This window comes from Variovorax sp. P4_D9, from assembly GCF_056401695.1.
In genome coordinates, this window is record NZ_JBFUIU010000141.1 from 1 (window position 1) to 15,081 (window position 15,081).

Sequence of the window (15,081 nt, forward strand, 5' to 3'; positions counted from 1 at the left end):
CGCAGCGCCACGTCCCATCCTCCATCACGAGTTTGCGATTGCATATCGGCGCACTACTGGCTCGTAACCTCCCCCGATGTCCCTGCTGTCTTGGGCATCAACGTGCACCAAATATCTAACACAGTAAGACTAGGCAATCTGCACATCCGCAGCCCCACCTTCTTTCGCCATCTTACGACCCACTGGGCAGACCTCCGCGGGCGTGGCACTTGGCCCGCGAGGCGCTGTGGTCCATCATCCGCCCCACGGCCAAGTGTCGACGCACTCATGGCTGAAGTCGTCGGTCACGGTCAGACACTTCAGTCGCCGGCCGTTGGCCAAGCTGTCGCTGACGAAGTCCATGCTCCAAACTTCGTTGACTGTCGTGGCCAGCTGCAACGGCATGCGCTCGCACGCCGGGCGCTTGGCCTTCCTGCGCTTGCGCGCTGCCAGGTTCGCAGCGCTGTAGAGCCTGTAGACCCGTTTGTGGTTGACACCGGAGAACGCGGGGCGTCAGTCGGCCGTGGACGCGTCGGTAACCGAAGCGCCGCCGCACATGCGCGATCTCAACGATCTTGCTCGTGAGCTGCTGCGTGGCCTCGTCCATCTCAGGCGGGTGGCGGTAGCTGTCGCGGGAGAGCCCCACAAGACGAGACGCGCGGCGCTCGGACAGCCGATGCTCATTGACGAGCCTGCCGATCGCCACGCGCTTGCCTTGTGGGGCTAACGCTCTACCCCGAGAACGCTCTTGAGCGCGTGCATGTGCATTTGCGCTTCGGCCAGCAGCTTCTTGAGCTTGGCGTTCTCCGCCTCGAGCTGACGCAGCCGCTTAGCATCGGGTACTTCCATGCCGCCGAACTTCAGCGCCACTTGTAGAACGTGGCCTCACTGAATCCTCCCTTGCGGCACAGGTCCYTGACCGGCACGCCGGCCTCGGCCTGCTTCAGGAACCCGATGACCTGTTCCTCCGTGTGCTTGCTCTTCCTGTGTCCGTCATTCTCCTGGTTGACGGACTTCCTGTCGTTTACGCTGGTACGGCTGGAAGGGGGCAGGTCAGGCTAAGCCAGCCATCACCGCGACGGCATGCCGTAGGCGCCGTTGTTGCGGTTGCTGGTCGGCATGGAGCCGCCGAGTGCCAAGCGACCGTTGTACTCTGTGCCGTTGTAGAAGTGCTCGCGTACCCAATCGTAGCGCTTCTGCAGCTGATCGTTGCCCTGCGCGTTATCGCGCGCGGCGGTATCACGAAGGTCATCGCCGAACCAACGATACGCGACTGCCATGTGAATGAACGCGTGATCGTTCGTCCCAATGTCGTACCAATGCAAGCCGCCCTGGTACCGGCGCTCGGGTCCGTTGACGACGCAGACCATGGTATTGTCCCAGCGGCGCAGGCTCGTTTCGTTGTCCGCGAAGTCCCGAGTGCTCGCGAGCTGAGACGAGCCGTGGCTATCGCCGGCGAGCTCGCACGGGTCGCCGCCGCATTCGGTGCTCACGGCCGCCAGTTGACTGCAGGCTCGCATCCCGCTGTCGGCAGGCGTCATGCTGTTCCCGTCGAACTTGAAGGTCGTCGTGAAGTCAGTCTGCCCGAGGATGTTTGTCGCCGGCGCCGCGATGTGCAGCCACTCGTGGCTGAGAATGTCCGCGCCATATCGCTCAGTGCCTTCCCGGACCTCGTAGGGGCAACTACCGGGGGAAGCCTGGCCGCTCAAATACTCACGATCGAGTTCGAGTACGGTTGCGAGCGTCAGCTTGCCAGAACACTGGCTACCAACGACCGCATCGCGCACCGAGATCGGCAGTGAGAGAAGCCCCAGCATCTGCTCGTAGATGTTCGTCGCGAGCATCGGCTCAAGTTCGCGGTTAGCTTGATCACCGGGGCGATTTTGCAGTCCAGTAATCGCGATGGCGAGGTCAGCCGTGAGCACCTCACGGGCGATCGAGCGCCCGAGATTGAGGGCATATATTCGGTTGTCACCGATCCCTCGCGTCGCCGCGTAGAGCTCGGCAGGCGCGTTGTAGATGCCCCAGATCTTGGATTGGCCGAAGGACACCATCATCAACGGCATCGATGCCGTGCCCGCTCCCCCAACAGGCCTCCCACCCATCCAGGTGTCCCCTGGCGCGAGCTGATTGATCATCTTGACCCAGTAGATCGTCTCGCTCGTCTGCTGAAGCCGCGCCGCTGCGACCAAGGATCCGGACATGAGGAAAAGCCGCGGCGACTCAAGCAGTGGCAACCCAGGATCACCACGCATGCTGGCTGGCAACGCTTCGAACGCCTGCCACACCTGGCCGCCACTCGGATCGTTCGTCTGTGTAGCGACATAGCCTTTGCGGTCAAATCCGAGCGCGGAGATGAGGAAGTGCGGCCCGTAGGCTGTCAGTGTCCCGATCCCAGCAAACCCTTGCCGCGATGGTGCAACGATCGCTTGCGCGGACCAGGCCGGATCGCCGGCTGCGCAGGCGGCCGTTCTAAACCCGATCGCTCTCGTCCGCAGTTGATAAGCAATGCCGATCGTCTGGTTGCTGTCGACGGCGAGCAGAGGTGCGACAGGCAGCGACTGGGGAACGACAATCTGCGGCGTGCTCCAGCCCGCGCTCCCGTCGGCCGGCCTCCACGCCGACTTGATTTGCGATCCATCGACCCAGGCCGCCACGAGCCGCCCGCAGGCCTCGGCGAGCGCAGGCGCTGCGCTTGTCTTGCCGATCGTCTTCCAGACCGGTGACGTGATCGTGCCGGCGTCTTGTTTTGCGTCAAGTACGGACAGGTCGCCCGTTGCGGTGCGAACTGCAACAAAGGCCTTGCCAAGTGCAGGATCAATGATCGCCGCTGGTGCATTGATGGCCAAGCTTGGTGAGCCGCCAACGGCGGGGCGCGGATCAAAATCAGCAGCTATGTGTAGGAGCCCGTCGCCACCTCGATGGAACAGAACTAGACGTTTTTCGTCCGCCACGAGTGCTGCACCTTGACCCGTCGCGATGACGCCGGTCGGCGCCCAGGTTGCGCTGTCAGCGATGTGGTCTGCCCCCTGAATGGTCACCTTCTCGATGAGCTCAACTTCCGCGAGGGAGAGGATGCCTGTGCCGGCGAGCTGAACGCGCACGAAGCGCATGAGGCAGCCGCGCTGCCCGTTTTGGTTGCAATCCTTTCCTTCGATTTTGATCGTCGTTCGAGAAAGCTTCGCCCCCGTTCGCGGGTCCAGATCGCCGGCCTGAAAGAAGATCGGTTTCATGAACGCCCCGGCAACTCCGGCGCCGTCCGGACCTTCGTGATTTTCGCCAATCGAGGAACTGAAATCGCGATGGGTAAAGCCAGTCTTGCTGTTCATAAACAGCACGGCCAAGTCCTTCAGACGCTCGCTGCAGCAGTCGGTCCGGTTGTAAAGACGGATCTCGTCGATATAGTGAGCCGCGCCGAGGTCGACCTGCCAATACGGGTCGGTTTCCTCGTTCGTGTGCGTGACACTACCGTGGCTCCATACGCCATCCCTGTTGCCGTCGACGGCGCGTGCAGCATTGCCACCGAACGCGGTGCTCGATTGCGTAGGGCTCGTGTGAAGCGCCCAGTTTCGCTCAATCTCTGCCGCTTGGGCGGGCGACTGCGCAAGCGACACGACGGCTGCAGCGGCTACGAGGGCGCAGCGTGCCCGACCCCAAGATGCATAGTATCCAAGCTGACATGCACGCATGCTGCCCCCTATTGCCGCGTCGGGCTGTGGCGCTCGCGATCTTAGCTTGTCGAGAAGGCCCGGTGAGCATGCACAGGAAGATTCTGGGGCAAGAGATCATCACTATTGATGAACCGCTCCTGCGACCGGCCTCTTGGCGATAGTCAGCTGACAATCGACCGATTGCAGGGAACTTTGGCGCGCTCGCAGCCCAGTCGCATCAACTCAGGGCACGACTGCCGGACGCTTTGCTGTGGCGCCCTCGCCTCAAGTCGTCGTCACAGCCGCGGCTTGTCACCCAGACCGTCCATTCCGGACCCGGCATCTTGCCGTTCATCGTCAGCAGCTCACGCTGCAGCGCTCGAAGCGTCTTCTCATCCACCCTAATGGGCGTAGGCGATTCTGCGGATTCGCTGTACATGCGACTGAGGCGACTGGTGGCCCGGCAGGTCGAGATGCAGGCCTTGTCGCAATCCTTGGGACAGATCGACATCCTGACGGGCCACGCAGTGGGCGATGAGGCTCTCAAACGGCAGCTGGCGCAATGTGCAGAGCTGTCGGACCTGGCCCGCTCGTCTGCAGGCTGGGCAGAGAGGAATTTGGCTGCGTGGTGCCGCTGGTAGACAGGCGCGAGTGACCGCTGTACGAGACGTACGTAGGGGACCGCTTGTGGACAGCTCCAGTTCGCGGTCCGGACTCGAAGGTTGGCTCCCGCTGCATACGCGACCTTGCTCTTGCTCTCGAGGCGCCTGGGCGCGCGCATCGCAGCGGCGGAACGCCATATCGAGAAGCATGCCGGCAGTGACGAACGAGCCAAGCGCATCAGGGCGTTGCCCGGCATCGGCCCGATCACTGTCAGAGAGTCTTCGGCGCGTCGCTTGCGCCTAACCCAACTTTGCTTAGAATTCGGCAATGGGTGGTGCCTACGCTATGTTTGGTTTGCATCCACGCCCTTGACTGCGCGCATGAGGTTTCTCACCACATGCCGAGCAATGTCTAACCTTATGCCCTGCAGAGTGCTGAAAAACCGTTATGAATCAAGGCTGAGGTTTCTCGGCTTGTGACCCTCTCTACAGGTCGTGTAGAGCCGGGAGAAATTGCTGGGCATAAGTCTAGAAAACTACCCGCCTTGCAGATTCGATAGGTTCCCTTGCTTCGCGCGCCGATGCAGGCGGTACAGCAGGACCGTTGGTCGTCCCCATGGTCGGTCAACAAAATCTTGACTCGGTTGGGTGGCAGTTCCGTCTGCTCCGCGCTAGACCAATCTCGTCGCCGCGCGCCAGCAACGGATTGTGTCTGCACCATCTTACGACCGGTCGTGGATGGCTTGGCACCAGAATGACTGGCATCGGCCTCACAGTGAGAGTTTCAACGTCTGCTCCGCATCTGGCGAACTGACGCTGCGGGCCCGTTGCCGCCATAGCGCGTGCAGATCTAGATGACGGCTTCGCAGCGATAGCGGTGCTCCGACACGATGGACGCGGACGATTTCGAGCTGTCGCTCTGCGGACGTTCAAAGCGCCGTACTCGTCGATAGAGCCAGATAGTTGAACGAGCTCAGCCTAGCGCAAGGGCCGCGATGCTCTGGCGCACGGTATATCCGGTTCGTCCGTTAAGGCGGGGGCCGCCAAGCCGGCCGCGAATGACTGGTGTCAGGTGCTCATCGGTCGATGCGCATGAGATGCTGCGGGCGTTTGTGTATTCTCACCGTCGACGCGCGGAAGCGTAAGGAGCGAACACTTCCACAGCCCAGTCGAGCACGCAGCTTGGCGCTTGGATGCCGGCTGGACGGATAGGCCACCGACACGGGCACCGGCGGCGGTTCCCAGTCGGCCAGCAACTCGATCAGTGCCCCGCTCTCGATGTGCGGCTGCGCCATGAAGGCATAGGTCTGAGCCACGCCGAGCCCGGTCAGCAGCGCCGTCAGGTGGGCCGTGCTTTCGTTGACCGCGATCACCGCATGCCCATTGATTTCGATGCGCTCGTCGCCGCGCTCGTAGCACGGCGGAATGTAGCGCCCCGTGCGCGACGAGAAATAGCTCACCACCCGGTGCCCGTCTAGCAGATCGGCCGGCGTCGCGGGCGTACCGTGGCGCTTCAGGTAGTCGGGCGTCGCGCAGGTCATGTAGGGCATCTGCGCGACRCGGCGCGCCACYAGCGACGGRTCGCTCAGCACGCCSCCKCGRAGSACGCAATCCACCCCTTCGCCGATCAGGTGGACCGGCCGRTCGCYCACGCCGAGCTCGAGCAGGATGTCCGGGTAGCGCGCGTGGAACGCCGGCAGCCTSGGAATCAGGATTCGGTTGGCCAGCGAGGAGCCGATGTCCACMCGCAGACGGCCTCTGGGGYTGGCCTGTGCATTCGTGACATCGGCCTCTATGTCGTCGATCTCGGCCAGCACCCGYGAGATGCGCTCGTAGTAGGCRGCGCCCTCCGGCGTCACSGTGACACGCCGCGTCGTACGCTGCAGCAGCTTCACACGCAAGTGGCTCTCSAGTTGCTGGACCAGYTTGGTCACGCTGGGCTTTGGCATCTGCAGCAAGTCGGCCGCCCGCGTGAAGGTGCCGGCTTCGACGACCCGGGCGAATACGCGCATGGCTGCGATTTGGTCCATCGCCGGATTATTGGCGAACTGGAAATAAAGATGTCCCGCCCACCATCTTGGTCAGAGCAGGGTCCGCTCTGACACTTCATGCCATCGCCACTCACCTCCTGGCCTTCCGCCCCCTTCCATCCGTTCCCGGCAAGCGATCCACGCCCTATCGCGATGCCAATGGCGCACGGCGCAACACATGCGTCTGCGCTCCGATTGCAGGGCGAACCAAACCGAAAAGGAATCCGAAATGACCACCAAGATCCAAACCGTGCTGCTGACGGGCAAGACCCATACGACGGCCAGCCGCCGTGAGGGCGCCCCGCGCGCCGATGACCGCATCGACATCCAACTGTCAACTCCTGGCAAGGCCGGCAATGAAATCGTTCTCAAGGCGATCCCGTTGCATCCGACCGCGGAGCAGTTGTTCGCCGGAGCCTGGTCGGCCTGCTACACCGGCGCACTAGGCGTCGCAGCCAAGGCGAAGAAGGTGGCGCTGCCCTCCGACATGTCAGTCGACATCGAAGTGGATCTCGGCCATATCCGCGACGCGTACTTCATTCAGGCCCGGATCGATGTACGCATGCCGGGCATCGCACTTGACGTGGCAGAAGCCATCGCGCGTGCAGCGCATGACATGTGCCCTTATTCGAAGGCCGTTCACGGCAACATCGACGTCGCTACGAACGTCGTTGCCGCGGCCGCCCTGGCAGCGTAATACCTCAGCCTCATCAGGAACCGAACCTCGCTGTCAACTCGACAGCGAGTGCAACAAGGAAAGGTTCATCATGAGCATGAGACTCGCCGACAAAGAGGCGCGCTGATCACTGGCGCCAGTGCCGGCATCGGCCTGGCCACGGCAACACGCTTTGCCGCCCGGAAATAAGCGTGTCCCGCCCACCTTTGGTCGGCGCCGGGTCCGATCCCAAACTTTTCATCCCGTCACCACTCACCTTCTCGGAGAACAGCATGTCCAAGCCCCTCGCTAATAAAGTCGCCCTCGTCACCGGCGGTTCACGCGGCATCGGTGCCGCCATCGCGCGCCGCTTGGCGCACGATGGCGCCGATGTCGTCATCAGCTATTCGGCCTCCGCCGACCGCGCTGAGGCGCTGATTAAGGAACTGAAGGATCTGGGCGCGCGCGCCGCAGCCTTTCAGGCCGACCAAGCCGACCCGCTGCAGGTCGAAGCGCTGGTGAACAATGCCGCACGGCGTTTCGGCAAGCTCGACATCCTCGTAAACAACGCCGGCGTGTTCGTGGTCGGCCAGGTGGGCGCGCCCGACAGCGACGTCGCCGCCTTGGAACGCCAGTTCGCTATCAACGTCGGCGGCRTGGCCGCTGCCGTGCGYGCGGCAGTGCCGCTCATCAGCGACCAYGGCCGCATCATCTCGATTGGCTCCGSCGCCGCCGATCGCACGCCCTGGCCKGGTGTGGCCGACTATTCGGCGACGAAGGCAGCAGTSTCCGCCTACACCCGCGGCTGGGCGCGCGACCTCGCCCCGCGCGGCATCACCGTCAACACCGTGCAGCCAGGCTCGGTCGACACAGAGATGAACCCGCAGGACGGCGACTTCGCCGCCGTGCAGAAGGCARCCATTCCGCTCGGCCGCTATGGCCGGCCCGAAGAGATCGCRGCGGCRGTAGCCTTCCTCGCAAGCCCCGACGCCAGCTTCATCACGGGGATTTCACTCGACGTCGACGGAGGAGCTGCGGCGTGATCGCCAAACTCGGCAACAGCAGCGGCGAAACTCAAAGTCTGTCGAAGTTGCGAACATGGTTTCTCGGGACCGCCGCAGCCGTCCGGCTCTTCGAAGTAGCCCCAATGCCGCAAACGGTGCATTGCCGCAACACCCGCCGGTTCTCGAGTGACAGAACGTGCTTGCCCTCGGGCGATCGTGCCATCGCAGACATTGACAGGGACAGCGCCACCGAAGRGCATGTCCGAAGGTCGCCGGATTCGTGATCCCTCGATCACCATAGCCGCGATGTGACGCCGCGCGGGAGCCCGTCTTTTCAGTCCCCGGGGCAACCTGACATTTGGCAGCAAAGGAGCGCCATGCGCAACTGGCAAATCGGCTCGGTAAGGGTGACCCAGGTCGTCGAGGGGCGTGGCGCCTTCCCGCCTTCATTCTTATTCGAGGGCATGACGCCGGAACAGGTGCAGGTGCACCGCTGGCTGCGGCCGCACTTCGCGCATGCCGATGGGCGCCTGTTCGCGTCGATTCATTGTTTCGTGATCGAGTCCGAAGGCCGGCGCATCGTAGTCGATACCTGTGTGGGCAACGACAAGCCCCGTGAACAGCCGATGTGGGACCGACTGCAGACCACGTTTCTCGCCGATCTCGAACAAGCCGGGTTCGCGCCGAAGTCCATCGACACGGTGCTCTGCACTCATCTGCATGTGGATCACGTGGGGTGGAACACGCGCTGGGTGAACGGTCGCTGGTTGCCCACCTTTGTCAATGCGCACTATCTGTTCGGTCGCCTCGAGTACGAGCATTGGTCGCTTGCGCGCGAAGCTCCCAATCAACAAGCGATGGTCGATTCGGTGCAGCCCGTCATCGACGCGGGCCTGGTGCAATGGGTAGAGACCGACTACGCGCTGACCTCGGAAGTGCGCCTTGAGCCCACGCCCGGCCACACGCCGGGGCATGTGAGCGTGCGCATCCGCTCGCAAGGATACGAAGCCGTGATCACCGGAGACTTGATGCACCACCCGGTGCAGTGCTGCGAACCCGACCGGGCCACGCGATTTGACGTGGACCCGGCAATGGCGCGCCTGACGCGGCGGCGTTTCCTGGCTGAGCAGGCCGACCGCAACGTGCTGGTGCTTGGCACGCATTTCCCGGAGCCCACCGGCGGCTGGGTTGTGTCGGCCGGAGCTGCGTGGGAGTTGTCGCTCGCGCCGCAGCTTGGCCCGGACTGACCCATGGTGCCCGCGAACCATGTGGACCACGCGCCCCGCGCGGGTAAGTCTTTGGTTCAGACGCAAGAACGGCGCGGCCGCACGACGTACGCCTAGTTGAGATCTATCCATAGTGGCCGGGACTGCCCGTTCACCAATCTCGCCGACAGCACCCGTTGCGCAACCGGGCGATCATGCCGAACGACAGCTGCCAAGCTCGGCCGCGAACTCACRCTCGCGGCCAAGTCCGGTCGCACACATGCCTTCATCTAGGCCCACCGGCCGGGACACCTAAAACGCCGAGAAGCTCGCCAAGAACCGAGCCTGCGCCGCCCAGCCTCAGTACCAAGGGCCCCGGCTTCGAGACCTACAGCGTGCCCTGCAGCAACGGCCACTCGATCGCAATCCGTTGCGAGTTCGGCAGCTGCAGGGAGCTCCAATGACCGACGCTGCGGCTGTGGCGTGGCTGGGACCGGCACCGTTTTGACGGCCGAGGTCCGCCACCTGCGGATACAGCAATCTTGCCGTGGATGGCAAAGAAGGACGCCGACGGAGCCCAGAACGGCTGATTCAATCGGCCGGATGTCGCCTGCCGACGCAGATACCGATATGGCAGGATGCGGCCAAGACCGGCCAAGACCAGTCATTCGGAGCTGAGCCTGGATCGGACGATGGGATCGCACCCAAAAAACTTTCGCGTTGACAGACTACTTTGGAGTGCCACGCTCGACCGTCAGGTCTTGGCTTGAGCCCAGCCGTTCGGCCTTCGCCCGAATCAACCCATTCGGGCACTGGAGGACTGACGCGCGCTTCAAAGGGCGTTGACTAGACAACCGTAATACCGGACTCATTGCGCCAGCCCGGCCTTGCGCAGACCCTCCACGAACTGTTCGAGGGGCGCGGGGTTCCTATAAGGCAGGACTCGCAGCGTGTGTTCAATCGTGTACTGGGGGTTTATGGCCATCAGTTCTCGCCAGACTCGACGGGCCTCGTCTTGACGATCGGTATGACCGTAAAGCGAGGCAAGGTAGGCGCGCGTGACGTCCGACGCGGGCATGTGGATCAGGCGCCGCTTGAACGTCGCTTCGGCCTCGTTGTAGCGCACGAGGGTGAATAGGACCCGCCCCAGAGCATGCATCCACAGGTTGAATTCCGGGTCGAGCCGAAGCGCCCGTTCCAATGACGCGAGCGCTTGGTCGTGCCGTCCTGTGAAATGCAGCACGTTGCCTAGGGCCCCATGGGACTGGGAAGAGTTCGGGTCGAGTTCGATCGCCCGCCGCGCCGCGCTCTCGGCTTCGTCCAGCCTTCGCAGCCACATCAGGGCGACGGCCAGCGCGTGGTGCGAAACCGCTTCGAACGCGTCGACCTCGCACGCCTTGCGTGCCAGCGCCAGGGCCTGTTCCAGATCGCTCGCCTTGCGACCATTCCATGCGTTGACATACTCGACGCTGCAGCATATCGCCAAGTACCCATAGGCCTGCGCCAGCCCCGGGTCGATCGCCAGCGCGCGCTCCAGCATGGCACGGGCCTCGACGAGCGCTGCGGCATTGAAATCCCGGATGCAGCTTTTCGCGCGAATGAGGCAGTCGTAGGCCTCGACATTGACCTTGCCGCGATCCTGCCGGCGCGCTCGTTCGCTGCCGGTGAGGGTCACTTCGAGCGTATGGACGATCTTTCGCGTCACCTCGTCCTGGACCAAGAAGATGTCCTCGAGGTCCCGGTCATATCGCTCGGCCCAGACGTGGCCGCCGGATTCGGCATCGATGAGTTGCACATTGATGCGCACCCTCGTGCCAGCCTTTCGCACGCTGCCTTCGAGCACATGTCGCACGCCGAGCTTTCTTCCGACGTCCTTGATGTCGACGCTTTGCTTCTTGAAGGTGAAGGACGAGTTGCGGGCGATCACGAACAGGCCGGATATCTTGGAGACGTCGGTGATGATGTCTTCCGTGATGCCATCGGCGAAGTACTCTTGCTCGGGGTCTCCGCTCATGTTGGTGAACGGCAACACCGCGAGCGAGGGCTTGTCAGGCAGAAGCAGCACCGGAGCAGACGATGGCGATGCCGCCACGGCGACATTCACCGATGGCCTCGCGGGCGCCACCTTGAAGGCCCGCACTGGATGGCCAATGTTCTTCACCTGCTGTTCGCCCTGATCGACAAACTCCGCGCTGACCTTGCTCCTCACGGCCCCGTGCACTGCGTCCGATACGGTGATGCCGCCCGGTTCGGCCAGCGCCTGCAGCCGCGCTGCAATGTTCACCCCGTCGCCGTACACTGTGCCGTCCGCCTTCTCGATCACGTCGCCCATGTGAACGCCGATCCGAAAGCGCATTTGCCGATCCTGCGGCGCGGCGTTGCAGGACATGCCTAGCTCATGCTGAACAGCAACGGCCGCGGTGACCGCACCGGCCGCGGTCTCGAACACGGCGAGCACCGAGTCGCCAGCCATGTCGATCACACGGCCATGGTTCGACTCGATCTGAGCACGAAATACCGCGCGCGCCGCATCGAGCGCGGCCACGGTCGCGCGGTCGTCGATCGACATCAGGCGCGAATAGCCCGCCGCATCCGCGGCGAGGATCGCTGCTAGGCGCTGCCTGAGACCAGATTCGTTCACAYCCGTCGAACCCTTTGCTAGTTGCCGATGAATGTTACGCTCTGCGTGGCCAATCGCATGCGAGCTTGTCGGATTGCGCGGCAGCCTCATCCTGCCGTTGGGACTGGGAAATGTTTGCTCAGATCCGCAATTGCCTAGCCGCGATCGAGCAAGAATGGACGGCACATCTGGGCGCGCAGCGGTTCAAGGCCTTGCGCGAGACGCTGGACGACCTATCGCTGTGGCTCGGAAAGCTCACTTGAGGCGATTCATTCGCGTTGACAGACTACTTTGGAGTGCCACGCTCGACCGTCAGGTCTTGGGCCGGCCGCCGACGTCTGGTGCTCCGACACCCAAGGGCCGCTTTACGCTTCGGAGCGGAAGATCAGAAGTGAAAGCTGGAGGACGCTTCCCCCCGCGGGTTCAGAACGAGTGCCCGAGGTTGCGTGATTGCTGGGTTCTCGCCGCTGAAGGGCAGTTTTCGGGCGCCGATTCGCGCGACATGTAAGACCGCAGTGGGCCCGGACAGCCACTCCGACGGACCTGAACAGCAGCGCGGCATGGGAACGACCGGAATCGGCTCCACCGCGCGAGTTCACCGAGCGACCGGGAAAGGCAGCAACCGCTGCGTTGCAGGTATTCGTTGAATTCAGGCTGCAGCGAAACGACGACTTGACCTTCGTCGACATCATTGAGGAATCCGAGTCAGGGACGCTGGTCGGAGCGCTGGCGGCAATGGACAACCTGGATAGCGTCGCGTGTGAATGGCTGCTTACCAATGTCGCGTACTGGCGTTCTGAGCCCTCTGCCGTCATTCGCGTGATGCTTCTCGAAGTCCGCTTCGCAATTGGAAAGCGGTCGCTCGGAAGGCACGTAAGCCGGTGCGGGGGTTTCAGGGTCACATCCTTGTGACGCACCGGCAAAGAGGTCCACACCGTGGGTGCGTTCAGCTTCTTGCTGCTTCGCCGTGAATCCATTCCAGAAACGCCTCCACAGACGGTCGTTTTGCGTGCCGCGATGGATACACGGCGAAGTGGGCCTTGACCTTGACGGCTTGATCGAGGCCGAACACGGGTTTGAGCTTGCGTTCGGCAATGTGCCTGGCGGCAATCGTCGTGCTTTCGAGTGCAACTCCGAGCCCCTGAGTCGCAGCATCGAGCGACATCTGTGCCCGATCGAAGCGCACGGCGAACCATTCCGGCGCCCGCTTGTCGCTGAACTGTGCGAACCAGTCCGACCATTGCACCACGCTGACATTGCTCTGAATCAACTTCACCGCGGAGAGTTGATCGACGCGCTTCAAGCCATGCTGCTTGATGAACTCGGGACTGGCGAGCGGCACGATGCGTTCCTCGAACAGGGGCTCCACCACCAGGTCAGGCCAGTTCGGTATGCCGTAGCGGATGTCGACGTCGGCCTGCCCGAGGGCGAAATCGCTGGGGGTGTGCGCCGCTGACAGGTTGAGCGAGATGTCCGGGTAGGCCTGGGCGAAGCCGCGCAGCCGTGACATCAACCAAAGGCTCGCGATGCTTGGTGCCGAATGCACGTACAGGCTGTTGCTCACACCCTGGCGCAAGTCATCGGTCGCCGATGCGATGGCCAAGAGCGCGCCACCCACTTTCGACAGGTACATCTCGCCCGCAGCGCTCAGGCGGACACCGTGGGCGCTGCGCTCGAAAAGCCGAACGCCAAGGTGCGCCTCGAGACGCGAAACCTGATGACTGATCGCCGAGGCAGTGAGGTGCAGTTCGGACGCTGCGAGCGCGAAGCTTCGTCGCCGCGCCACGGCTTCGAAGGCTTGCAGGTTGGTCACGGCGGGCAGTGTGGACATAGGGTCAACCCGGTCGTTGAGTGATGAAGCGTCATCTTAGGCTGAAAACACATCGCTTGTCGTCATCCTCGTATCTGACGACCATTGACCCCAACGGAGCAAATCCACTTCGTGCTGCAGCGGTCACCGGCGACAAAGTGCCTGTCGGGGCCGCATCGAATTCACAACCCTTAGGAGACAAATCGATGCTACTCAAGGACAAAGTTGTCGTCATCACCGGCGGCGCCGGCCTCAACGGTCTCGGATTCGCTACGGCACGCCTGATGGCTGCCCACGGAGCCCGAATCGCCGTACTCGACCTGGAGCGCGCCGACCCTGCGGCGGCGGCCGCCGAATTGGGCCACGACCATCTTGGGATCGTCGCTGACGTGACCGACAAGGCCTCGTGCGATGCCGGCGCCGCGGCCGTGCTGAAGGCATTCGGTCGCATCGATGCACTGGTCAACAACGCGGGCATCACGCAACCCGTCAAAACGCTCGAGATCAGCGGCGCCGACTACGACCGCATCCTCGACGTCAGCCTGCGCGGCACCTTGTACATGTCGCAGGCCGTGTTGCCTGCCATGCAGAAGCAGGGCAGCGGATCGATCGTCTGCATCTCTTCAGTCTCCGCGCAGCGCGGCGGCGGCATCCTGGGCGGTCCGCATTACTCGGCCGCGAAGGCCGGTGTCCTTGGCCTGGCGCGCGCCATGGCGCGAGAGTTCGGGCCCGAGGGCATCCGCATCAACAGCATCACGCCCGGCCTGATCGGCACCGACATCATCAAGGGCAAGCTCACCGAAGAGAAGAAGGCCGAGATCGCCGAGACGATTCCGCTGGCCCGCCTGGGTCGCGCCGAAGACATCGCCGGCGCCTGCGTGTTCCTTGCGAGCGACCTGTCGCTGTACTGCACGGGCATCACCCTCGACGTCAATGGCGGCATGTTGATCCATTGAGTCAGCGATTCCTTCATTCCTACAACCAAGGAGACAGACATGACCGAGCCCAAGCTCACCGCCCCGAAGTTCAATCGTCGCCAGCTGCTGGCTGCAGGCGCAGCACTGCCGCTGTTCTCGATCGTCACGCGCCGCGCGGACGCCGCCGAGTTCGAACTCAAGTACGCCACCGGCCAGGATCCGACCCACCCGGTGAACCTGCGCGCCAAGGAAGCGCACGACCGCATCCGAGAAGCCACGTCGGGCCGGGTCAGCATCAAGCTCTTCCCGGCTAATCAGCTCGGCAGCGACACGGATCTGTTGACGCAGGTGCGAAATGGCTCGGTCGAGTTCTTCAACCTGTCGTCGCTGATCCTGTCGACCTTCGTGCCTGTCTCGGGCATCACGAGCGTCGGCTTCGCCTTCAAGAACTATGACGATGTCTGGAAGGCGATGGACGGCGATCTGGGCAACCACATCCGCGCAGAAATCGCGAAGACACCGCTCTTCACCGTGTCGAAGATCTGGGACAACGGTTTCCGCCACGTCACATCATCCGGGCGCGAGATCAAGTCCGCAGCCGATCTGAAG

The 15,081-nt window shown here is 63.1% G+C and carries 10 protein-coding genes and 1 pseudogene; 6 read left to right on the plus strand and 5 right to left on the minus strand.

What is annotated here, in order from left to right; translation table 11 throughout:
* Positions 1 to 610 precede the first annotated feature (610 nt).
* From AC1DY5_RS17090 to AC1DY5_RS17100, 3 genes and pseudogenes are all read right to left on the minus strand, one after another.
* Positions 611 to 935, minus strand: a pseudogene (locus AC1DY5_RS17090) (transposase); the annotation flags it as partial.
* A gap of 114 nt (positions 936 to 1,049) precedes the next feature.
* The gene (locus AC1DY5_RS17095) at positions 1,050 to 3,593 is read right to left on the minus strand and encodes a galactose-binding domain-containing protein (RefSeq protein ID WP_478113205.1); all 2,544 of its coding nucleotides are present in this window, start codon (positions 3,591 to 3,593) and stop codon (positions 1,050 to 1,052) included.
* A 1,714-nt stretch (positions 3,594 to 5,307) separates the two neighbouring features.
* The gene (locus tag AC1DY5_RS17100) at positions 5,308 to 6,261 is read right to left on the minus strand and encodes a LysR family transcriptional regulator (RefSeq protein WP_478113207.1); all 954 of its coding nucleotides are present in this window, start codon (positions 6,259 to 6,261) and stop codon (positions 5,308 to 5,310) included.
* A gap of 229 nt (positions 6,262 to 6,490) precedes the next feature.
* Between AC1DY5_RS17100 and AC1DY5_RS17105 the strand changes: the two genes are divergently transcribed.
* The 3 genes from AC1DY5_RS17105 to AC1DY5_RS17115 all read left to right on the plus strand — a co-directional run bounded on the left by AC1DY5_RS17105 (position 6,491) and on the right by AC1DY5_RS17115 (position 9,167).
* Positions 6,491 to 6,958, plus strand: a complete 468-nt coding sequence (locus AC1DY5_RS17105; RefSeq protein ID WP_478113221.1) for an Ohr family peroxiredoxin — start codon at positions 6,491 to 6,493, stop codon at positions 6,956 to 6,958.
* A gap of 185 nt (positions 6,959 to 7,143) precedes the next feature.
* On the plus strand, positions 7,144 to 7,959 hold the full coding sequence (locus AC1DY5_RS17110) for an SDR family NAD(P)-dependent oxidoreductase (protein WP_478113209.1): 816 nt from the start codon (positions 7,144 to 7,146) through the stop codon (positions 7,957 to 7,959).
* A gap of 338 nt (positions 7,960 to 8,297) precedes the next feature.
* Positions 8,298 to 9,167 (plus strand): MBL fold metallo-hydrolase, encoded by an 870-nt coding sequence (locus tag AC1DY5_RS17115; RefSeq protein ID WP_478113211.1) that lies wholly within the window; start codon positions 8,298 to 8,300, stop codon positions 9,165 to 9,167.
* 826 nt (positions 9,168 to 9,993) lie between these two features.
* Here AC1DY5_RS17115 and AC1DY5_RS17120 read toward each other — a convergent pair.
* Positions 9,994 to 11,856 (minus strand): adenylate/guanylate cyclase domain-containing protein, encoded by a 1,863-nt coding sequence (locus tag AC1DY5_RS17120; protein WP_478113212.1) that lies wholly within the window; start codon positions 11,854 to 11,856, stop codon positions 9,994 to 9,996.
* A gap of 20 nt (positions 11,857 to 11,876) precedes the next feature.
* Here AC1DY5_RS17120 and AC1DY5_RS17125 point away from each other — a divergent pair, with 20 nt between their 5' ends.
* Positions 11,877 to 12,008, plus strand: a complete 132-nt coding sequence (locus tag AC1DY5_RS17125; RefSeq protein WP_478113214.1) for a hypothetical protein — start codon at positions 11,877 to 11,879, stop codon at positions 12,006 to 12,008.
* 683 nt (positions 12,009 to 12,691) lie between these two features.
* On the opposite strand, the gene AC1DY5_RS17130 is transcribed toward AC1DY5_RS17125, so the two are convergent.
* Entirely contained in the window at positions 12,692 to 13,576 is an 885-nt protein-coding gene (locus AC1DY5_RS17130; RefSeq protein WP_478113216.1) for a LysR substrate-binding domain-containing protein, read from the minus strand.
* A 185-nt stretch (positions 13,577 to 13,761) separates the two neighbouring features.
* Between AC1DY5_RS17130 and AC1DY5_RS17135 the strand changes: the two genes are divergently transcribed.
* Both AC1DY5_RS17135 and AC1DY5_RS17140 read left to right on the plus strand, forming a co-directional pair.
* The gene (locus AC1DY5_RS17135) at positions 13,762 to 14,511 is read left to right on the plus strand and encodes an SDR family NAD(P)-dependent oxidoreductase (RefSeq protein WP_478113218.1); all 750 of its coding nucleotides are present in this window, start codon (positions 13,762 to 13,764) and stop codon (positions 14,509 to 14,511) included.
* Between the two features lie 39 nt (positions 14,512 to 14,550).
* Positions 14,551 to 15,081 (plus strand): TRAP transporter substrate-binding protein (locus AC1DY5_RS17140; protein WP_478113220.1); only part of this gene is annotated, 531 nt, incomplete at its 3' end.

Coding starts and splice junctions, on each gene's coding strand:
- AC1DY5_RS17135 (WP_478113218.1), top strand. CDS start 13,762: ATGCTACTCAAGGACAAAGTTGTCGTCATCACCGGCGGCGCCGGCCTC.
- AC1DY5_RS17125 (WP_478113214.1), top strand. CDS start 11,877: ATGTTTGCTCAGATCCGCAATTGCCTAGCCGCGATCGAGCAAGAATGG.
- AC1DY5_RS17115 (WP_478113211.1), top strand. CDS start 8,298: ATGCGCAACTGGCAAATCGGCTCGGTAAGGGTGACCCAGGTCGTCGAG.
- AC1DY5_RS17130 (WP_478113216.1), bottom strand. CDS start 13,576: ATGTCCACACTGCCCGCCGTGACCAACCTGCAAGCCTTCGAAGCCGTG.
- AC1DY5_RS17105 (WP_478113221.1), top strand. CDS start 6,491: ATGACCACCAAGATCCAAACCGTGCTGCTGACGGGCAAGACCCATACG.